The organism is Hungatella sp. SL.1.14 (assembly GCF_024460495.1).
GTDB classification, from domain to species: Bacteria; Bacillota; Clostridia; order Lachnospirales; family Lachnospiraceae; genus Hungatella; species Hungatella hathewayi.
On the sequence record NZ_JANFYJ010000002.1, the window covers coordinates 237,721 to 259,463 of the forward strand.

General features: G+C 49.9%; 19 protein-coding genes and 1 CRISPR repeat array. Of the genes, 18 read left to right on the forward strand and 1 reads right to left on the reverse strand.

What is annotated here, in order from left to right; all coding sequences use genetic code 11:
- Window positions 1-9 precede the first annotated feature (9 nt).
- From metF to eno, 18 genes are all read left to right on the forward strand, one after another.
- Window positions 10-870: a methylenetetrahydrofolate reductase [NAD(P)H] gene (gene metF, locus NE473_RS03365; protein WP_055650009.1), complete on the forward strand. Its 861-nt coding sequence runs from the start codon at window positions 10-12 to the stop codon at window positions 868-870.
- Window positions 871-923: 53 nt separating this feature from the next.
- Window positions 924-1,568: a vitamin B12 dependent-methionine synthase activation domain-containing protein gene (locus NE473_RS03370; protein ID WP_055650010.1), complete on the forward strand. Its 645-nt coding sequence runs from the start codon at window positions 924-926 to the stop codon at window positions 1,566-1,568.
- Window positions 1,569-1,573: 5 nt separating this feature from the next.
- Entirely contained in the window at window positions 1,574-4,003 is a 2,430-nt protein-coding gene (locus tag NE473_RS03375) for a homocysteine S-methyltransferase family protein (protein ID WP_256265161.1), read from the forward strand.
- Between the two features lie 448 nt (window positions 4,004-4,451).
- On the forward strand, window positions 4,452-4,556 hold the full coding sequence (locus NE473_RS33060) for an AAA family ATPase (RefSeq protein ID WP_455437339.1): 105 nt from the start codon (window positions 4,452-4,454) through the stop codon (window positions 4,554-4,556).
- Between the two features lie 347 nt (window positions 4,557-4,903).
- A CRISPR array of direct repeats spans window positions 4,904-5,340; the repeat unit is 33 nt; unit sequence GTCTCTGCTAGCGATAGTGGAGTGGATTGAAAT.
- 241 nt (window positions 5,341-5,581) lie between these two features.
- On the forward strand, window positions 5,582-6,259 hold the full coding sequence (locus NE473_RS03380; protein ID WP_055650012.1) for an alpha/beta fold hydrolase: 678 nt from the start codon (window positions 5,582-5,584) through the stop codon (window positions 6,257-6,259).
- Between the two features lie 112 nt (window positions 6,260-6,371).
- Entirely contained in the window at window positions 6,372-6,809 is a 438-nt protein-coding gene (locus NE473_RS03385; RefSeq protein ID WP_070102784.1) for a hypothetical protein, read from the forward strand.
- A 226-nt stretch (window positions 6,810-7,035) separates the two neighbouring features.
- Window positions 7,036-8,430, forward strand: a complete 1,395-nt coding sequence (locus NE473_RS03390; RefSeq protein ID WP_055650014.1) for an ABC transporter substrate-binding protein — start codon at window positions 7,036-7,038, stop codon at window positions 8,428-8,430.
- 62 nt (window positions 8,431-8,492) lie between these two features.
- Window positions 8,493-9,374 (forward strand): carbohydrate ABC transporter permease, encoded by an 882-nt coding sequence (locus NE473_RS03395; RefSeq protein ID WP_006774045.1) that lies wholly within the window; start codon window positions 8,493-8,495, stop codon window positions 9,372-9,374.
- Window positions 9,371-10,189 (forward strand): carbohydrate ABC transporter permease, encoded by an 819-nt coding sequence (locus tag NE473_RS03400; RefSeq protein WP_055650015.1) that lies wholly within the window; start codon window positions 9,371-9,373, stop codon window positions 10,187-10,189. Before NE473_RS03395 ends, NE473_RS03400 begins: the two co-directional genes overlap by 4 nt.
- Window positions 10,190-10,193: 4 nt before the next feature.
- A complete protein-coding gene (locus NE473_RS03405) occupies window positions 10,194-12,137 on the forward strand; it encodes a DUF4838 domain-containing protein (protein WP_055650016.1) in 1,944 nt (647 codons plus the stop codon).
- A 67-nt stretch (window positions 12,138-12,204) separates the two neighbouring features.
- Complete coding sequence (locus tag NE473_RS03410) at window positions 12,205-13,938, forward strand: sensor histidine kinase (protein ID WP_256265162.1); 1,734 nt, start codon at window positions 12,205-12,207, stop codon at window positions 13,936-13,938.
- Window positions 13,913-14,656 carry a response regulator transcription factor gene (locus NE473_RS03415; RefSeq protein ID WP_256265163.1) on the forward strand — a complete coding sequence of 248 codons (744 nt, stop codon included), beginning with the start codon at window positions 13,913-13,915 and terminating at the stop codon, window positions 14,654-14,656. The genes NE473_RS03410 and NE473_RS03415 overlap by 26 nt, the downstream gene beginning before the upstream one ends.
- 91 nt (window positions 14,657-14,747) lie before the next feature.
- On the forward strand, window positions 14,748-15,842 hold the full coding sequence (gene trpS / locus NE473_RS03420; RefSeq protein WP_006774051.1) for a tryptophan--tRNA ligase: 1,095 nt from the start codon (window positions 14,748-14,750) through the stop codon (window positions 15,840-15,842).
- Between the two features lie 87 nt (window positions 15,843-15,929).
- On the forward strand, window positions 15,930-16,181 hold the full coding sequence (locus NE473_RS03425) for an RDAC family protein (RefSeq protein ID WP_022033528.1): 252 nt from the start codon (window positions 15,930-15,932) through the stop codon (window positions 16,179-16,181).
- Window positions 16,182-16,193: 12 nt separating this feature from the next.
- Window positions 16,194-17,060 carry a DMT family transporter gene (locus NE473_RS03430; RefSeq protein ID WP_006774053.1) on the forward strand — a complete coding sequence of 289 codons (867 nt, stop codon included), beginning with the start codon at window positions 16,194-16,196 and terminating at the stop codon, window positions 17,058-17,060.
- A 216-nt stretch (window positions 17,061-17,276) separates the two neighbouring features.
- Window positions 17,277-17,840, forward strand: coding sequence for an alkyl hydroperoxide reductase subunit C (ahpC, locus tag NE473_RS03435; RefSeq protein ID WP_022033527.1), 564 nt, complete (start codon window positions 17,277-17,279; stop codon window positions 17,838-17,840).
- A gap of 1 nt (window position 17,841) precedes the next feature.
- Window positions 17,842-19,533, forward strand: coding sequence for an FAD-dependent oxidoreductase (locus NE473_RS03440; RefSeq protein WP_022033526.1), 1,692 nt, complete (start codon window positions 17,842-17,844; stop codon window positions 19,531-19,533).
- 30 nt (window positions 19,534-19,563) lie between these two features.
- A complete protein-coding gene (gene eno / locus NE473_RS03445; protein ID WP_006774057.1) occupies window positions 19,564-20,859 on the forward strand; it encodes a phosphopyruvate hydratase in 1,296 nt (431 codons plus the stop codon).
- A gap of 132 nt (window positions 20,860-20,991) precedes the next feature.
- Here eno and NE473_RS03450 read toward each other — a convergent pair whose 3' ends face one another.
- The gene (locus NE473_RS03450) at window positions 20,992-21,519 is read right to left on the reverse strand and encodes a hypothetical protein (RefSeq protein ID WP_070102785.1); all 528 of its coding nucleotides are present in this window, start codon (window positions 21,517-21,519) and stop codon (window positions 20,992-20,994) included.
- Window positions 21,520-21,743: the final 224 nt, after the last annotated feature.

Sequence of the window (21,743 nt, forward strand, 5' to 3'; positions counted from 1 at the left end):
AATGATGACATGAAGATCAAAGACATACTGGGACAGGGAAAGCCTACGCTATCCTTTGAGGTGTTTCCTCCAAAGACGGAAGATAAGTATGAATCGGTTGAGAGGGCGGCGGCAGAGATCGCGAAGCTGAAGCCGGCCTTTATGAGCGTGACATACGGAGCAGGAGGCGGTACAAGCCGGTACACGGTGGACATCGCCTCCACCCTGCATCATGAGTACCAGGTAACGGCGCTGGCGCACGTTACCTGCGTCTCTTCCACAAGAGAGAAGGTGCACGAGGTGTTGGAGGAATTAAAGGCTGCGGGAATCGAGAATATTCTGGCACTGCGCGGCGATGTTCCGAAGGATGGACCTGTGGCATCGGATTACCGCTTTGCATCGGAGCTGATCCGGGAGATCAGGGCGTACGGTGATTTCTGCATCGGAGCGGCCTGTTATCCGGAAGGTCATGTGGAGTCGGTCAGCAAGACCATCGATATGGACTATTTGAAGCAGAAGGTGGAAGCCGGATGTGACTTCGTGACGACCCAGATGTTCTTTGACAATAATATTTTATATAATTATCTGTACCGGATCCGGGAGAAAGGGATTACCGTACCAGTTGTGGCGGGAATCATGCCGGTGACGAATGTGAAGCAGATTATCCGCAGCTGTCAGTTGTCAGGAACATATCTGCCGTCCCGGTTTAAAGCGATCGTGGACCGGTTCGGCGATAATCCGGCGGCCATGAAGCAGGCGGGGATCGCCTATGCCACGGAGCAGATTATCGATCTCATAGCCAATGGAGTGGACGCGATTCACGTGTATTCCATGAATAAGCCGGATGTAGCGGCAAAGATTAAAGAGAATTTATCGGAAATTCTTTCATGAATGTATTGAGGGAAAGCTGCAGGAAGTTCCGGTAAAGAAGTGGAGTGATGTGTATGGAAATCAGCCGGAGAGAGATTCGGAGGTATCTGGGGTATGGCAGACAGGAAGCGGATGAGAAGGTTTCAAAGCTGATAGAAGAATGTGTGGAGGAGCTGGAGGCCGCGGTATCTCCAAAAAGTATATACAGGGTATATCCTTTTTCATTTTTGACGGAGGAAGAACTGGATTTTACCGTGTTTCGGACAGAGAGCCGGAGCCTCAGCCGTAATTTGAAGGACTGCGAACAGGTGATTTTATTTGCCGCCACCCTTGGCACGGAGGCGGATTCCCTGATCCGTAAGTACTCGAAGCTTCAGATGAGCAAGGCGGTGACCATGCAGGCGGCGGCCACTGCCATGATCGAATCATACTGTGATGAGATAAACACAGAGCTGAAGGAGACATTTGAGAAAAAGGGACTCTATCTGCGGCCCAGGTTCAGTCCCGGATACGGCGATTTTCCATTGGAATGCCAGAGGGATATTACCGCTGTATTAGAGACGGCTAAAAGGATCGGTATTATGCTTACAGACAGCCTTTTGATGACTCCCTCCAAATCCGTGACGGCGGTGATGGGGGTGAGCCGGAAGCCTCACCGATGTGAGGTGAGAGGCTGTGAATTATGTTCGAAAACAGACTGCGCGTACAGGAGAGGATAAGGGATATGACAGAATTAATGGAAGAAATCAGGAAGAGAATCGTATTTTTCGACGGCGGCACGGGAAGTCTCCTGCAGGCAAATGGACTGAAGCCGGGAGAACTGCCGGAGACGTGGAATATCCTTCATCCGGAGATTGTGACAAAGCTGCATTACGATTATCTGGAAGCGGGAGCCGACATTATCAAGACGAATACTTTTGGCGCAAACGGGCTGAAGTTTAACGATGCCAGTGAATACGGGCTGGATGAGATTGTGACGGCGGCCATGGAAAATGCGAAGAAAGCCGTCTCGAAAGCAGGAGATAAGGGGTATATTGCTCTCGATATAGGCCCCACAGGAAAACTGTTAAAGCCGCTGGGGGACTTAGGATTCGAGGAGGCCTACCGTCTGTTCTCCGATGTTGTTGCAGTTGGTGCGCGTGAGGGTGCTGATCTGGTACTGATAGAAACCATGAGCGACAGCTACGAGGTGAAGGCGGCCGTTCTGGCTGCAAAGGAAAACTGTAAGCTTCCGGTCTTTGCCACAATGATATTTGACAGTAAGGGCAAGCTTTTGACGGGAGGAACTGTGGAATCTACAGTCGCGCTGCTGGAGGGACTGGGCGTAGATGCTCTGGGAATTAACTGTGGTCTGGGGCCGGTCCAGATGAAGGGGATACTGGCTGATATCATGAAGGCGGCCTCGGTTCCGGTTATCGTAAATCCAAATGCGGGACTTCCAAGAAGCGAGGGAGGCCGGACCGTCTATGATATTGATGCGGACGAGTTTGCCGGGACCATGAGAGAGATCGTGGAAATGGGAGCCTGTGTCGTAGGGGGCTGCTGCGGAACGACTCCGGAGCATATCCGGAAAACCATTGCACTCTGTAAGGACCAGCCGGCGCGAATGCCGGAGAAAAAGAACCGTACTGTAATTTCTTCCTATGCACAGGCAGTTGAGATTGATAAAAATCCTGTCCTGATCGGCGAACGCATCAATCCGACTGGAAAATCTAAGTTTAAACAGGCGCTTCGGGACCATAATCTGGAATATATCCTGCGGGAAGGTGTGGCACAGCAGGATAACGGAGCGCACGTGCTGGATGTGAATGTGGGCCTGCCTGAGATCGACGAGGCGGCCATGATGGAGGAGGTGGTGATGGAACTGCAGAGTATCATCGATCTGCCCCTCCAGATAGACACCTCTAATATTCAGGCCATGGAACGGGCTCTGCGTGTTTACAACGGTAAGCCTTTGATTAACTCCGTCAATGGAAAGCAGGAAGTGATGGAGGCGGTATTTCCTCTGGTTAAGCGGTATGGCGGCGTTGTTGTCGCCCTGGCGCTTGACGAGGACGGAATCCCGGAGACGGCAGACGGGCGTCTGAAGGTGGCTGAAAAGATTTATGCGAAGGCATCGGAATATGGTATTGAGAGAAAAGATATTGTGATCGATGCACTCTGTATGACGGTCAGCTCTGACAGCAGGGGCGCAATTACCACACTGGAAACGGTCAGAAGAGTGAGGGATGAACTGTGCGGAAAGACAATTCTGGGTGTGTCCAATATTTCCTTCGGGCTTCCCCAGCGTGAGATCGTCAACGCGGCGTTTTTCACCATGGCGCTGCAGAATGGGCTGAATGCAGCGATTATTAATCCGAATTCCGAGGCCATGATGCGCTCGTATTACAGTTTTCGGGTGCTGGCGGATCTGGATCCGCAATGCAGTGAGTATATCAGCGTTTACAGCGGCCAGGTGGCGACACTGGGACAGACGGTGCGCCAGGGGGGCGGCTCCGGTAAAGCGGATGGAAGTGGATCTGCGATCTCTGCTTCTCTTGCTGAGAGTATTGAGAGAGGATTGAAGGAGAGTGCACATCAGGCGGTTACGGAGCTGCTGAAGACGCTGGAGCCCCTTGTCATCATTAATGAGGAGATGATCCCGGCTTTAGACCGCGTTGGAAAAGGCTTTGAGAAGGGCACTGTGTTCCTTCCGCAGCTTTTGATGAGTGCGGAAGCGGTCAAGGCGGCTTTTGAAGTCATCAAGGAGCAGCTGGCGAAGTCAGGCAGGGAAGAGGAGAAGAAGGGGAAGATCATTCTGGCGACGGTGAAGGGGGATATCCATGATATAGGGAAGAATATCGTTAAGGTGCTTCTGGAGAATTATGGATATGATGTCATTGATTTAGGGAAGGATGTACCTCCGGAGCTGGTGGTGGAGACTGCTGTAGAGCAGGCGGTGAAGCTGGTGGGACTCAGCGCACTGATGACAACAACGGTTCCCAGTATGGAAGAGACCATCCGGCAGCTGCAGAAAGCGGCGCCCGGAACAAAGGTAATGGTGGGAGGCGCCGTGCTGACGGAGGATTATGCAAAGACCATTGGAGCAGACAGGTATTGCAGGGATGCGATGGCTTCGGTGAATTATGCGGAGAGAGTGTTTTCGGTGGAATGATTGGATGGTGGCGGGGGGAGAGTGTTAGAGGTAAAAAACAAAGGTTATTGATAACAACGATTTGAACTATAGACAACTAGCCTCTTAAAAGGAGGCTGTTGTCTTTTTTCTTTTATCTTTATATGTGGAAAAATAGCTTTATATGAAGGGGAGTATTCTTCCAAGAACCTTAACATCTACTTGCTGAAGTGGAATAGATATTTATTATGATTGGTTTTGAATTGTATAAATTGACTTGTAAAATAAAATATAGTAAACTTATATTGTGAAAAATCACGGACGCTTATTGCTGAGTTAACTGAAATGGAGGTAATTTATGCAAGGATACTATCGTTTTTTAAACCGATCCGATATCACTAATGGTTTCAGGGAGGCAAAAACGGTCCTTTTTTGTGGATAAGTCTTTATTGATTGAAGAAATAAACAAAAAGATTTCAACAAAAGAAAAATTTATTACGTAAGCAGATCCCGAAGATTTGGGAAAACTATGGCGTTGGAAATGCTGGCTTCTTATTATATAAAAGAGGGGGACTGCGGACTCTTTATTCAATAATCTTAATTAAAGAATTTCACACAAATATAGAACATTTAAATTGCCATAATGTAATCTATATTAATTTTACTGATTAGTTTGAGGTTATATTATCTGGTCAACAAACATGATACGAAGGTGGAACATTTTGGTGCCTATGAAGGGTAAATGTAGAAAAACCTCTCATTTTCTAGCCTGTGAATTATGGTGCGAACCAGAAGTGATCATAAAACCCCTGGGAGGTTCGCACCGAGAATTTCGCGGTTATGGAGGGAAGATAGGAGAATTGGATGAATTGAGTTAATGAAATATATGCAAAATACCCATGATTATTACTGGTTATATGGTATAATATGTGTGAATTTGCAGTCTCTGCTAGCGATAGTGGAGTGGATTGAAATGACCGTAACGGTGTATTGCAGCACATCACCTTACGTCTCTGCTAGCGATAGTGGAGTGGATTGAAATGTCCCGATTTCAAATACCATGCCATAAACCGGGAGTCTCTGCTAGCGATAGTGGAGTGGATTGAAATGTCCTGTGATACCGCGTTGATATACAGGACCGCGCGTCTCTGCTAGCGATAGTGGAGTGGATTGAAATATTTGAAATCCAGTTTTATTCCGGATATGGTTGCCGTCTCTGCTAGCGATAGTGGAGTGGATTGAAATACCAAGGTCATGAAGCAGTATAAGAAGCTGGCGAGTCTCTGCTAGCGATAGTGGAGTGGATTGAAATATGAATCCTTCCGGACAAATTCTGTCGCCATTGTGTCTCTGCTAGCGATAGCGGAGTGGATTGAAATATGAAACTCCTTTTTCCAGTCAGCGCCGCAAGGAGTCTCTGCTAGCGATAGCGGATTGAAATAGTTGGGAAAAGATACTTTCCTTTGCACCCCCTCTGTCTCCGCTAGCGATAGCAGAGTGTAATCGATTATTACAAAAATAAACCGTTGAGGGAGTCTCTGCCAGCATTAGAAGCTTATATTAAATTTATGAAAAAATAATTCACAGACGTTAAAAATAAAAAGACAGAGGAGACAAGGATTGAAATACATTTTTATACATGGACTTGGACAGGGGCCGGATAGTTGGAATAAAACGGTTTCCTGCATGAGAGAACAGGAAGAGATTCAATGCCTGAACGTATTTGCTTTAAACGATGGGGAAGAGATTTCGTATAGCAGAGTATATGAGGATTTTTCGGCGTACTGTGAGTCTGTAAAAACGGAGTTTGGGCTTTGTGGTCTTTCTTTGGGCGCTGTGATTGCATTAAATTATGTGGTGGAGCATCCGGGAAAGGTAACGTCGCTGGTTTTGATTGGGGGACAGTACGTGATGCCGAAGGGGCTTTTAAGACTGCAGAATATGATATTTCGGGTGATGCCGAATGGGATTTTTAAGAAAATGGGGTTAGGTAAGAGAGAACTGATTCAGTTGACAAAATCTATGATGGCGCTGGATTTCAAGGAAGATTTGGAAAAAGTGGATTGCAGGACACTGATCGTGTGTGGGGAGAAGGACCGGGCAAACAGAAGAGCCGCGGAAATGATGGCAGAGAAGATTCCTGGGGCGAATATAAAGATACTGGAAGGCTGTGGGCACGAAGTGAATGTGGAGGCTCCGGAAAAACTGGCTGAAAGCCTTGAGGCGTTTTACGAAGAAAAGCAGGATGGGAACCTTACAGAAGCCGTGGTCTATGATCAACATGCAGGTGATGATTGACAACGGTATACCGACATCCGGGAGCATAAAAAGTCAGGCTGAATATGCGATGACAGGACGGCGGTAAGGTGTTCAAACAGTGGAAGACAGCAGAAATAAGGAGACAAACAGGATGATTAATATCAACAAAGAGGCGCTGGAAGAGGCGCTTTTTGTGATCGCCTCGATTGTGGAGAGGTGCGAGAATGCACAGACCAAATTCAGAGAAGGCACCTCCCAGCATACGCTTTTGAAAAACAGAATAAGGGCGCTTTATCTCTCAAAGGAACTGGTTGAAGCAGAACTTCTGCGCATGGGAGGTCAATTGTCTGCGGCGAGTTGTGAAGAGGCGGGGAAATGCGAAACACCAGACAGTTGCGTAATACTGGGAGACGGCTCTTTCATGGAGGAACTAAAATCAGCGGTTCCTCCTATTGTTTCTATAATCAGTAAATGTGAGAAGGCACAGTCAAAATACGAAAAAGGGACGGCGCAGTTTCGGCGGTACGAAAAGATAATCCTTGCAATGAAGGTCTCAAAGACTTTACTGGAAGACCGGTTGGAGATATAAGCCGTGCCGGAGAAATTAGCAGGAAAGGTGAAGTCGGCCGGGCGAAAGTAAAAAAATTACAGGTTTTATAAAATTATCTCCGTTGAAGATTGTCCCTCCTCTTACTTATAATAGACTTAACAGGCAGTAAGAAGTTTAGACATAAGGAAGTAATGAACGCTATTTTCAAACATGCACCAGGGGACAGGCAACAGATCAAGAGGACAAACGAGAGGGAGGTTTTACAATGAAGAAGAGATGGATTACTCTGACACTAACGGCGGCCGTTATGGCGGGGCTCTGCGGCTGTGGGGGAAACAGCGGCACTTCCGGGGCGGGGGACACCACCGGAGCGAAAACGGAGACGGAGACGACTACAGCGAAAGCGGAGACCGTGGCGCAGACGGCCAAAGAGGAGCAGAAGGGCGAGATTACGCTGCAGTTCTGGGAAATGAATTACGGAAGCGACGACGCCTACTTAGAGACGTGTGAAAAACTGATCGCACAGTATGAGAGCGAGAACCCGGGCGTGAATATCGAGGTTACGGTACAGCCATGGGATAATTATTACCAGTTGTTTTTAACCGCGGTCAGCTCCAATGCAGCACCGGACGTGGCCAGTGTGGCTCTGGATCTTCCGGACATGTACGCCAGAATGGGAGAGGCCCTGGAACTTAACGATGTAGTGGCGGAATGGAAACAGGATGGAACCATTGATGACTATGGGGAAGCCACAATGAAATCGTTTACTTACGAGGGCGATCAGATCGCTGTTCCTTATATGGTGGGATACAGAGGGATCTTTTACCGCAGCGATTATTTGAAGGAGTGCGGAATCGAAAAGGTTCCGGAAACCTGGGATGAACTGCTGGCGGCGTGTGAGAAGATCAAAGAGGTCCGCCCGGATCTGACTCCTCTGGATTTCGCGGGAGCAGACATGGGGCTGTGGCACTATTTTATGTGCTTCGCCATGAGCAATGACGCGGGAATCGTGAAGGAGGACGGCACGCCGGGAAGTACGGATGACAGATATAAGGCGGCCATCGATTTATTTAAGACGTTCAAGGAAAAGGGCTATGTGGCTGACGGTGTCCTGGGACATAAATCAGCGGATGCGGAGAAGCTGTATTACAGCGGTAAGTCCGTGTTCTGGTTTACCAGCTTCCCGGCTTCCATCTTCGATTATCCGGAGATTCTGGAAAATACCGAGGTTTACAGTGCATTTAAGGGGCCGGACGGAACTGCGGTCAGAACCTCCAGCTTCAGCGATGCTCTGATGGCATTCTCACAGACAAAGTACCCGGAGGAAGCGAAGAAGTTTGTAAAATGGTGGGCAGAGAACAGCAGCGCTTTATATACCGAAGGCGGATGCTGGGCGTATCCGGCGAAGAAATCCTTCTTCAGCGGCGAGACCTTTAACAACAAGGTTGCCCAGGGCGTGTTAAATAAGATCGTGCCGACCGCAGTACCGTGTACCTGGCCGATCGAGAACATTTTCCCGGGATTCTCTCAGGTAAATGGTGAGCAGACGATGAATTACAGCGCGCAGGAGGCGCTTAACGGTAAGGTGGATACCGGCGAGATCGCCAGAATCCAGGCAGAAAAGATCCAGGAGGCAATCGACATCGCAACAGAAGAGTAGTGACCAGAGAGGTCCGGCTTTTATAAAAGGCCGGACCTTCATTAAAAAAGGAGGGACTGCTGATGGAGAAAAACCGGAGAAGGTTTGGTCTTAAAATGCTGGTCATGCCGACGATCATTCTGCTGCTGGTCAGCTTTTATCCGCTGTTTAACAGTATTTATTTAAGTGTTACCAATACGAATATCTTAAAGAAGGGACAGACGGTCCGGTTTACGGGCGCTGCCAATTTTATCAAGCTGTTTTCGGACAGGACTATGGGGCCGTCCCTGGTGTATTCCCTGGAGTATGCGTTTATCTGTGTGGCCGCCAGCTACGTACTGGGACTCTTTCTGGCTGTTCTGCTGAATCAGAAGATCAAGGGAAGAGCGCTGTTTCGCGGCCTGATTCTGATTCCATGGGCGATACCGACCGTAGTGGCTACGGCGAACTGGCTGTGGATTTTAAATGACCAGTCGGGAATCGTGAACGTGGTTCTGCAGAGGCTGCATCTGACGGATGGCCCGATTCTGTTCTTTGCAGATCAGAGGATGGCGCGGATTACATGCATCGTGGTGGGAACGTGGAAATCGTATCCGTTTATGTGTATGTCGCTGCTGGCAGGTCTCCAGGGCGTTCCGGAGGATGTCTACGAATCGGCCAGGATGGACGGGGCCACAGGAATTAAGACGTTTTTCTATATCACACTGCCGATGATCCGGAACGTGAGCATGGTGGTCGTGACCCTGATGTTTATCTGGGGCTTTAACAATTTCGATATTATCTATCTTCTGACTCAGGGGGGACCGTTGGAGGCGACTTTTACGCTTCCGATCTACACATACAATACCGCGTTTTACCGGGGGCAGATGGGGTATGCATCCGCTATTTCCATGATGACTCTTGTGATTCTTCTGTTCTTCTGCGCAGTATACATGAAAATGCAGAAGGGAAAGGATGACGTATGAAAAATAAAAAGGGGATCGTTTATGCACTTCTGATCTTTTTCTGCGCGGCTGCCAATTTACCGGTTCTGTCCATGATTGGAACTGCGTTAAAACCGAGGTCTGAGACGCTGTCAACCGTTTCGCTGTTCACGCTGCATCCCACGCTGGATAATTTTATTCATGTGCTTACCAGGACCTCTTTTGCACAGTCTCTCGTCAATATGATCTTCGTGGCGCTGATCGTGACGGTGCTGTGTGTGGCATTTTCCACGATGGCCGGTTTCGGACTGTCACGGTGCCGCGGTATCCTTTTTGACGGATATACGATGTTCCTCATTATCCTTCAAATGCTGCCGGCCATGCTGATTATGATTCCGCTGTATGTGACGCTCAGCCGGTTTCATCTGGTGGATACCCACTTCAGCCTTATACTTATCTATACGGCCATCAATCTGCCGTTCGGTATCTGGACCCTGAAAGGGTTTTTCGACGATATTCCGACGGAACTGGACGAGGCGGCCATGATCGACGGATGCAGCCGCTTTCAGGCATATTGGAGGATCATTCTTCCTTTTTCCCTGCCTGGAGTGGCATCGGTGGGAGTGTTTACTCTGATGAATGTTTGGAATGAATATACGATCGCCAGTATTTTTATCCAGGATAAAAATCTGCGGACGCTGTCTGTGGGTATCCGGCAGTTTATGATGCAGAATACGACAGACTGGGCTTCCATGAGCGCGGCGGCAACCATCGCGGTTCTTCCGGCATTCGTCATGATTATATTTGCACAGAAGTATTTGGTAGGCGGATTGACTTCAGGTTCCGTGAAAGGATGAGCAGATGAGAGAAAGTGTACTGATTTTGTGCCGCAATGACCGGGAAACGATCCTCTATGCGGCGGAGGAACTGAAACGTTACTTAAGCCTGGCTGGCCTGTCAGTCTGGACCTCGGTGGGGGAGGCGCACAGCCAGTATATGAAGACGCTGGAGCTGGCGGTGGCACCGGAGGAGTTTCGGGTAAAGGAAGGGCAGTGTCTGGAGCGTCCCTCTCACTCTGTCTGGCAGAATGCAGACGCCTACGCCATTACCGTAACAGATCTTGGGGGAACCATCAGGGGCTCCAATAACCGCAGTGTGCTGCTGGGGGCCTACCGGTATTTAAAAGAGCTGGGCTTTGCATTTCTGAGGCCGGACCGGGAGGGGGAACGGATCCCGGCAGCGGTGGGGCCCCACACGGTAAAGATCAGAGAAGAGGCTTCCAGCCGGTACCGCGGAATCTGTATAGAAGGCGCCGTGTCGTTTGAAAATATTATGCGCTTTGTGACCTGGCTTCCGAAGGCTGGCTTTAATACGTATTTTACACAGTTTAAGATTCCCTATGAGTTTTTTAAGACGTGGTACCTCCATACCAATAATCCGTATCACGGAAAGGAGCCGGTGCCCTCGGAAGAGGAGGTGGACGCGTTTGTAAAAGAAATTCTCGTCCCCCATATGAAGAAACTGGGGCTGATCTGGCAGGCGGGCGGCCATGGCTTTACGACGGGAGTGGCAGGACTGCCCGGTACGGGATGGGATCCTCTGGCGGAGGAAAAGGTGCCGGAGGAGCGCAGGGAGTATCTGGCGATGATTGACGGGAAGAGGGGACTGTTTCACGGTGTTCCTTTAAACACCAGCCTGTGCTGTTCCAACCCGCTGGTGAGAGAATTGCTGGTTCGTGAGATCCTGGATTACATTCATGCAAACCCGCAGCTGGACATGGTTCATGTGTGGCTTGCCGATGACGGAAACAACAGCTGTGAATGCGGGGCATGCGCCGCGAAACGGCCTTCTGACTGGTATATTGAGATATTAAATCAGGTGGATGAGGCACTTTCAAAGGAAGGCAGTCCGGTTAAGGTAGTATTTCTGGCGTATTTTGATCTGTTGTGGCCGCCTGTCAGCGCGAAGCTTTTGAATCCGGAGCGATTTGTGTTCATGTTTGCGCCGATTACCCGGTCTTACCGGACGCCGCTTCCGGTGGAAGAGACGGCGCTCATTCCTCCGTATAAGCGGAATCAATGCAGATTTCCGGTAAATGCGGGGGAAAATATGCATTACTGCAGCGCCTGGAAACAGTTTTTTCCGGGGGACAGCTTTCTGTATGATTATCACTACATGTGGAATCAGTTCCGGGACTGGGGCGATTACGGATCGGCAGAAATTCTGTGGAAAGACCTGGTGAACCTGGAAGAGGCGGGCTTTGACGGGTATGTAAGCTGTCAGCAGACCAGAGTATTTGCGCCTGCGGGCTTTGGAATGTACGTAATGGCTGAAACGCTCTGGAACAGGAGCCGTACTTTTGAAACGCTGGAGCGGGAGTATTTCCAGATGGTCTACGGTAATCAGGCGGAGACGGTGCTTTCCTACTGTAAGGAACTCTCTGCACTGTCGTACATGGAACAGCCGGAGAACGATGATCCGGGAGTGTGCGCGGGTGCTGCAAAAAAGCTGAAAGCGGCGGCAGATTTAATCAGAACATACCGGCCTCTTTTTGAGAAGAATTTTGGGGATGAGAAGATACAGGATCATACGGCCTGGAAATATCTGTTATATTCCGGCAGGGCTGCCGAAATGTACATAAGTATGTTAAAATACAGGAGACAGGGATCAGAGGATCGGGTTTCGGAGGAGTACCGGAAGTTGAAAGAGTATCTGGGCAGGACGGAGGAAGAATGGCAGGAAGGTTTTGACGTCTACTGGTTTATAAAGGACAGAGACAAAAAGTTCCTGCCCTCTGATACGTAAGAAAAGGGAGGGATCGTGCTTGGGGGACAGGAGAAAGCGAATTCCCGCGCTTCTCAGGAGAATTGGTTTGAAGAGAAGGCTGTTTATTGGCTTTGTGATCGTTTCGCTTCTGCCGATGGCGGTGCTGGGGGTTATTATGGGCGTCAGGCTTTACCATACGATTATGGACAATTACGAGGAGCAGTCCATACAGGCGCTGGGGACCATCCAGTACCGGATCGGAATCGTGACCGGAGCCAAGGAGGAGAGAATCAATGCGTTTGCCTCCGACGCCGATGTGGTCAAGAGCGTGCGAAAGCTTAATATGGATATCAGCCTTCTCGACCGGACTGCACTGACGAGAGACCTACAGGGCAAGCTGTTAGCGGAATTAAGCCAGATTAAGGGCGGCGTGCGTGCGGAAATCCTGGACCGGAACGGAGCGTACGTCACGGGGATTTTCGACGACCGCTATACAGCGCTCTCCGGCGAGGCGAGAGCCCGGGCGGCGGAGAGTCCGGACCGGCTGCATCTGTGGCACGGAACGGATCAGGAGGGGGAAGAGATTATCGTTTTCTCCAGGCAGATTATTAATTATTTTAATGGAAGGACTACGGGATGGGTGCTTCTCTATGTGGGGACGGATGAGCTGAAGGAAGAGATGAAGACGGTGCAGACCGATGCGGTTATTGCTGTTTACGATGAGGAGGGCGGCCTGATCTGTTCCGGAACAGGAAATGGGAATATTGCCGATATTGCGGATGAAGATTTAAATGAGGCCGGCTACCGGGATTCTGAGGATATGTGGAAGGCGGACTGGAAGCTGGAATCGGGCCGGTATCAGGTGCTTTTCCAGAATATGGCCGGTACCGGATGGGAGATCGCCATTTTTAAGGATTACCATGAACTGGTACGGTCATTTGCCGGAATTGGGATACTGGCTGCCGTTATCTGTCTGGTGAGTATCGGCATTATTCTCTATCTGTCGCTTTTGATTACCAGGACCGTGGCGGAACCGGTGCAGAATATCGCGGAGAGCATGAAGATCTTCAGCCAGGGAAACTTAAGCGTCCGGGTGACGGACGACGCAGCAGATGAGATCGGGATGCTGGGAGATGAGTTTAATTCCATGAGCAATAACATCGAGCGTCTGACCCACGAGGTATATGAGGCCCGCATCAAGGAGAAGGAGGCGGGCTTAAGAGCCCTCGAGGCGCAGATCAATCCCCATTTCCTGTACAATACCCTCGATATGATCAACTGGATGTCATACCGCTCATCCAATCAGGATATCTGTAAGATCGTGAAGTCTCTTTCCGACTTTTTTAAGCTGAGCTTAAACCATGGGAAGGAGCTTTACACAGTGGGCGACGAGGTGCGCCATATACAGAGCTATGTCACCATTGAACAGTATAAGAAGGCGGAAATTGATTTTGAGATTCATGTGGAGGAGGAATTAAAGCCGTGCGTCTGCCCGAAGCTGATCGTACAGCCGCTGGTGGAAAACGCCATCCTTCACGGAATTGAGCCGAAACGGGGGCCGGGAACGATCCTCATTTCCTTTGTCCGCAGGGAAAACGACATCGTGATCACTGTGGAAGACGACGGCGTGGGGCTGTGTGCAAAGCAGAGAGAAGGCGCCCGCTATCATCACGGCGGATATGGGATACAGAATATCAATGAACGGCTCACCATGCTTTACGGAAAGAAGTACCATGTGACCGTGGAAGAGAGAAAGGAAGGCGGCGTGATTTCCAGTGTCGTCATTCCACTGATCGGATTGGAAGGTTTGGACGATGTATCTGATGATTGTAGCGGATGAAAAATTTATTCGTGACGGTATTTTATACCTCTTATCCGAGGTTCCGGGTATTACGGAAATCGACACGGCCTGCGACGGGGAGGAGGCCTGGAGCGTGATAACGGATTCGAGGCGGTTTCCGGATATCGTTCTGACAGATATCCGCATGCCCGGTATGGATGGACTGGAACTGAGCGGTAAGATCCGGGAGCATTCCGCTGCCTCCAAGATCATATTTATCAGCGGATATGAAGATTTTGCCTATGCGAAAAAGGCCATATCCCTTGGAGCCAGCGGGTATGTGACGAAGCCGGTCGCCCAGGATGAGCTGCTGGAACTGATTAACCGCGTGATGATACAGATCAGAAAGGAAGAGCAGTTCGACCGGCAGCAGGAGATATCGTGTTTCCACGAAAATCAAACAGATGCGCTGCTGGGAGATATCTTAAGCCAGATGAGGGATAACCCGGGCGGTGTGTCTTTAAAGGCGCTGTCGGAGAGCTGGGGCGTGTCCCCATCCTATATCAGCATCCTCTTTAAGGATAAGACGGGCCATAACTTTAAGGATTACCTGCTGGACTGCAGGATGAAGCGGGCAAAGGAGCTTTTGGCGGAGGGAAGCCCGGCAGCCGAAATCTGCGAGAACTTAGGGTACAGCGATTACGACTATTTCAGCAAAAGCTATAAGAAGTATTACGGCGAATCGCCGGCGGAATACAGGAAGAGGATAAATCTATAGCCTGGCCCGCCACAGGGGCCATTTGACCTTGCAACAGACAGACATGTTGTGCTATAATGGGGAAAGCCTAATACATTGGAGGTACTACAACATGAAAAAGATTATTTTGACGGGAGACCGGCCAACGGGTAAACTTCATATCGGCCATTACGTGGGCTCCTTAAAGCGCAGGGTGGAGCTGCAGAATTCCGGTGAGTTTGATGAGATATTTATCATGATCGCTGACGCGCAGGCTTTGACCGATAATGCGGACAACCCGGAGAAGGTGCGTCAGAATATTATTGAAGTGGCTCTGGATTATCTGTCCTGCGGCCTTGACCCGGCAAAATCGACCCTGTTTATCCAGTCACAGATTCCGGAACTGACGGAGCTGTCCTTTTATTATATGAATCTGGTCACCGTTGCCAGGCTTCAGAGAAATCCAACTGTGAAGTCTGAGATCGCCATGAGGAATTTTGAAGCCAGCATTCCGGTTGGTTTCTTTACGTATCCGATCAGTCAGGCAGCGGACATCACGGCGTTTAAGGCGACTACCGTGCCGGTAGGCGAGGATCAGGAGCCGATGATCGAACAGACGAGAGAGATTGTCAGAAAGTTTAATTCGGTATATGGAGAGGCACTGGTGGAGCCTGATATTCTGCTTCCCGACAATAAGGCCTGCTTAAGGCTTCCGGGTACTGACGGAAAGGCGAAGATGAGCAAGTCTCTTGGCAACTGTATCTATCTGTCGGATTCCGAGGCAGATGTGAAGAAGAAGGTTATGAGCATGTACACCGATCCGAACCATATCCAGGTTTCCGACCCTGGTCAGATTGAGGGCAATACGGTATTTACGTATCTGGATGCCTTCTGCAGGGAGGATGCGTTTGAAAAGTATCTTCCGGATTATAAGAATCTGGATGAGCTGAAGGATCACTACAGACGCGGCGGACTGGGCGACGTGAAGGTGAAGAAGTTCTTAAACAGCGTTCTTCAGGAGGAACTGGCTCCCATCCGTGCCAGAAGAAAAGAGTATGAGGCCAATATTCCTTACGTATATCAGATTCTGAAGGAAGGCAGTGAGAAGGCGGAACGCGTGGCGGCGGATACGCTGGCAGGCGTGAAGGCAGCCATGAAGATCAACTATTTTGATGATATGGAACTGATTGCCGCACAGGCAGAGAAGTATAAGAATCAGGAGTCTTAATTGGGACAGAGTTCAACCGTTTTATAAAATGCGGCAGCGTTTTTATAAGGCGGTTGAATTATTTTAGGAGAGAAAGGAAGTAAGACAATGAAAGATGTGATATCACTTCGTGAGATCGTGGACTGTGACGCGTTTTTGAAGGAGAGGGGCTTAAACTTCCGGATCCATCTGCGGGACGCCTGCGGAAAGCAGTCCTGCTGGATCGAGCCGCTTGGCGAGTGCGGTTGCGACGGACAGTATGAGGAGCTGTATGCGGCTTTGGAGGAGTTCTTTGGAAAGCTGCGGTACAAACTGGAGTACAGCGATGATAAGCTGAACTTCTGGCTGTCCGGCGAATAGGAGCGGCGGGCCATGAAATCACGTTATAAGGGAATTGTGTTTATCGTCTGTTCGGCGTTCTGTTTTGCTCTGATGAATCTGTTTGTCAGGCTGTCAGGAGATTTACCGTCTGTCCAGAAAAGCTTTTTCCGGAACCTGGTGGCATTTTTCTTTGCACTCATTTTGATGAAACGGGATCATGTGGGCTTTTCGGGAAAGAAAGAGAATCTATGGCCGCTGTTTCTGCGCTCTGCGTTCGGCACTGTCGGAATTCTCTGTAATTTTTACGCAGTGGATCATCTGGTGCTGGCGGATGCGTCCATGCTGAACAAGATGTCGCCGTTTTTTGCCATTCTGTTCAGTTTCCTGATCTTAAAGGAGAAGGTAAAGCCGGTTCAGGCGGTTATTGTGGCAGGTGCATTTGCAGGGAGCCTCTTTATCATCAAGCCGTCTCCCCTCAATATGGAACTGGTTCCGGCTGTGATCGGTCTGTTGGGAGGTATGAGCGCGGGAGCCGCCTATACCTTTGTGCGGTCACTGGGAATCCGCGGAGAGAAGGGTCCGTTTATCGTCTGCTTTTTCTCCGGATTCTCCTGCCTGGCGACGCTTCCATATCTTCTGGTGCGTTTCCATGGGATGACGCTGGAGCAGCTGGGGTATCTGCTGTTGGCGGGCCTTGCGGCCGCCGGCGGACAGTTTGCGATTACTGCGGCTTACTGCCATGCTCCGGCCAGAGAGATCTCCGTCTACGATTACTCTCAGATTATCTTTTCCGCTGTACTGGGCTTTGTTATCTTCGGCCAGGTGCCGGACCGGTTCAGTGTGCTGGGGTATGTGATCATCTGCGCGATGGCGGTGGTGATGTTTCTTTATAATAACAGAGGGACACAGAACGAGTGAGGGAATGGAAGCAGGACTATCATAACTTCTTACAATAGAAACTATATCCAAATTTCAATACTGAAAAAATGATAATAATAATCAATACTGTTTATTGACTTTTTCGACTTTCAGGTGTTATAATATAACCATAAGTTAGATAAGACTAACTTATAATTTTCCTGTAAATGAACCATATTATTTAAGGATAAACAACTGAAAGGAGATAGAAAGACTATGTCATTAATTGGAAAAGAAATCGGTGAGTTTAAAGTACAGAGTTTTGTAAATAATGAATTTAAAGAAGTAACGAAGGAGGATGTTCTGGGAAAGTGGGCAGTATTTTTCTTCTATCCTGCGGACTTTACCTTTGTGTGCCCGACGGAGCTTGAGGATCTCGCGGACAAGTATGAGGATTTTAAGAAGATTGGCTGCGAGATTTACAGTGTCTCCTGCGATACGCATTTCGTGCATAAAGCATGGCATGATGTGTCAAAGACCATTCAGAAGATTCAGTATCCGATGCTGGCGGATCCGACCGGAGCACTGGCCCGGGACTTCGACGTCATGATTGAGGCGGATGGCCTGGCAGAGCGAGGTTCCTTTATTGTCAATCCGGAGGGGAAGATCGTGGCTTATGAAGTCATCGCCGGAAATGTGGGCAGAAATGCTGAGGAGCTTTTCCGAAGAGTACAGGCTTCCCAGTTCGTGGCGGAACACGGCGACGAGGTTTGCCCGGCAAAGTGGAAACCAGGTGAAGAGACGTTAAAGCCAAGCCTGAACCTGGTAGGACTTTTGTAATATGAGAGGGCAGTACGACGTCATCGTCGTGGGAGCGGGGCCGGCCGGATTATCGGCCGCCCTCTACGCGGCGAGGGCAAAATACCGGGTCCTCGTCCTGGAAAAGGAGAAAATGGGAGGGCAGATCACCATTACATCGGAGATTGTCAACTATCCCGGCGTGGAGAAGACGGACGGCACTGAGCTGACGGAACAGATGAGAAGACAGGCGGAAGCCTTTGGCGCGGAATTTGCCATGGCTGAGGTTACGGGAATTGATCTGGACGGAGATATCAGGACGGTGAAAACTGACAAAGGAGAGTACCGTGCTCCGGGCATTGTTCTGGCAGTGGGTGCCAATCCCAGAAAGCTGGGCTTTGTGGGAGAACAGGAATACCAGGGACGCGGTGTCGCCTACTGTGCCACCTGTGACGGGGAATTTTTCACGGGAATGGATGTCTTCGTCATCGGCGGCGGATTTGCGGCGGCGGAAGAGGCTGTATTTCTGACAAAGTACGCCAAAAAAGTTACGATCATCGTCAGGGAGGAAGACTTTACCTGCGCGAAGGCGGTGGCAGACAAGGCGAAAAACCATGAGAAGATCGAGGTACACTACGAGACGGAGATTGTGGAGGCAGCTGGAGACGGACTGCTTCGGCGCGCGCGTTTTAAAGACAATGCATCCGGCGGGGAGTGGACCTACGAAGCACCGGAAGGAACCTCCTTCGGGATTTTTGTATTTGCCGGATACGTGCCGGATACGAAATGGCTGGAAGGTTTCGTGGAGCTGGACGGACAGGGATACATCATTACGGACCGGAACCAGAAGACGAGTGTGGACGGCATCTATGCGGCCGGAGATGTCTGCGTAAAGAACCTGCGCCAGGTGGTGACTGCTGTCTCAGACGGAGCCGTGGCTGCCACTTCCCTGGAGCGGTACGTTTCGGAAACATATGAGAAACCGGAGCTGGCCCAATGGAAAGCGCAGATGGAAGAGGAACGGACGAAGGCTGTAGAAAACTCCGGCGCTTCGAAGCACACCGGGGCCGCAGAGAATTCCGGCACCCTGGAAGCTTCCGACGGAGGAACGGAGGGGGTGTTTATAACCGGGGAAATGAAATCTCAGCTTGCGGACTTATTTTCCAGGCTTCAGAATAGAATAGTGGTTGAGGGTGTGCTCGACGGCAGTCCTATGGCGGCGGAGATGGAACATTTTCTTGATGAACTCGGTGACAGTTCGGATATGGTGGAATGCAGATACCGCCGTGAATCGGATAAGATCAAAGAGGATGAAGAGTATCCGGTGCTGCGTATTTTAACGGAGAACGGGAATGAGACCGGGATCCGGTTCTATGCGGTTCCGGGAGGCCATGAATTCAATTCCTTTGTACTTGCAATCTATAATGCGGGCGGTCCGGGACAGCCGATTACGGATGAAGAGAGGGAGCGGATCGGGAAGCTGAAGGGACCGGTGAACATAAAGATTGCCGTATCCCTGTCCTGTACCATGTGTCCGGCCACGGTTATGGCGGCGGGCAGAATCGCCGCGGAACGTGACGGTGTGGAAGCATGGGCCTTCGATCTGGCCCATTATCCGGAAATGAAAGAAAAGTATCAGATTATGAGTGTGCCGTGTACGATCATCAATGACAGGACGGTGGTATTCGGCAGAAAAACAGTGGATGATCTGCTGGCGGTTCTGGAGGAATCCTGAAAGGAACAGGCAGATGAAAGGAGAACGAATATGAACTATCTGGAAATAGAAAAGGTTATCGGACGGGAAATCATTGACTCAAGAGGAAATCCTACTGTGGAAGCAGAGGTATGGCTCGCCGACGGAACCATCGGAAGAGGAGCGGCGCCCAGCGGTGCATCTACCGGTGAATTTGAGGCTCTGGAGCTGAGAGATAACGATAAGAAGCGGTTTGGCGGAAAAGGCGTCAGGAAGGCTGTTGAAAATATCAATACGGTCATTTCCGGTGTATTGACAGGTATGGATGCGTCGGATATTTACGCAGTCGATCATGCCATGATTCAGGCGGACGGAACGAAGGACAAATCAAAGCTGGGAGCAAACAGTATTCTTGCGGTGTCCATCGCCTGCGCACGGGCCGCCTCCATTTCCATGGGAATCCCGCTGTACCGTTTCCTGGGGGGAATCTCCGGAAACAGACTTCCGGTACCGATGATGAATATCTTAAACGGCGGCGCACATGCGGCCAACACTGTTGACGTACAGGAATTCATGATTATGCCGGTTGGCGCTCCGACATTCCGCGAGGGACTCCGGTGGTGTACCGAGGTTTTCCACTGCCTTGCGTCTATTTTAAAGGAAAAAGGCCTGGCGACCTCTGTCGGTGATGAGGGCGGATTCGCTCCGGATTTAGGCAGTGATGAGGAAGCCATTGAACTGATCTTAGAGGCGGTAAAGCGCGCCGGATACGAACCGGGACACGATTTCGTCCTCGCCATGGACGCGGCTTCCAGCGAGTGGAAGGGCGGAAAGAAGGGAGAATACGTGCTTCCGAAGTGCAAAAAGCATTTTACCTCTGAAGAACTGATCGGGCACTGGAAACAGCTCTGTGAGAAGTATCCGATCTGGTCTATCGAGGATGCTCTCGACGAGGAGGACTGGGAAGGCTGGAAGAAGCTGACGGCTTCTCTTGGCAGCAAAGTGCAGCTGGTCGGCGACGACCTCTTCGTAACCAATACGGAGAGACTGAAGAAGGGAATCGATTCCGGATGCGGCAATTCTATCCTGATTAAGTTAAATCAGATCGGTTCCGTGTCCGAGACGCTGGAGGCCATCAAAATGGCCCATAAGGCAGGCTATACGGCCATCGCTTCCCACCGTTCAGGAGAGACGGAGGACACCACCATTGCAGACCTTGCGGTGGCTCTTAATACGTGCCAGATTAAGACGGGGGCTCCGAGCCGAAGCGAGCGCGTGGCGAAGTATAACCAGCTTCTGAGGATCGAAGAGGAACTGGGGGAGACAGCTGTTTATCCAGGAAGAAATGCATTCTGTGTTAAACGGTAAAACACATTTTAGAAGAAAATGGCAGCGTTGATCGTAGGAAATTCGAACGAATGAAAAAAGTTGATTTTGGCGGCAGAGAGAGACTTGGCAGCTCTTTCTGCCGCTGTTTTTGTAATTTGATCGTTTTGACGGTTACAGAGAGGACCGGGTCCAGAATTCTTCCATATATCTTTTGGCAGCCGGAGCATCCAACTCCAGTTTTTCAATCAGTTTTCTGCGGGTATCATCGTAGGAAAGTCCGATTTCCCGGCAAACGGAAATCAGTGCAAGGGCACCCTTTTCAATTCCTTTTTCAATGCCTATTTCAATTCCATCATTCACCAGCATCTGGCCTAATCGTGTCATGAACATGACCTCCTTTACCTTGTCTAAATCGTCGTTTGACAGAAACTTGTTTGCGAATGTGTACAGTACCGCCTGCATTTTTACCAGGTCCGGCCAAGGGAGGGTGCCGGATTCGGTAATCAGGCGGTTTGCCGTAAGAATCCGGTCCTTCTGATCCATGGTACCTGACATCAGTGTGGTGAGCAGAAGGGGAACAAGATCAGAACGGTTCAGTTCTTCCCCGAAAAACTGCATGGAGCTCTTTAAGACCAAATCTTCCGCCGGAAAGTTGTCCGGGATGTCTTTCGAGCCGTCTGCATTGTTCGTATTGCTCATACAGCCTCCATTCCAGCTATATAAGAACCTATCTCCATTATAATATTTTTCTGTAAAACAGACAATAGCCCTGCTTATTTTTCTGGTATTATTTACATGAAATTCTGGTGATGTGGGAATTCTTTCGTCCGAACGGACAGAGAATGCCTGATGAAACTGGCAGAACGGAATGCGGACAGAAGCCGGATTCCTGTTGCGATAGCTTCCTATAAAGGCTATCATCG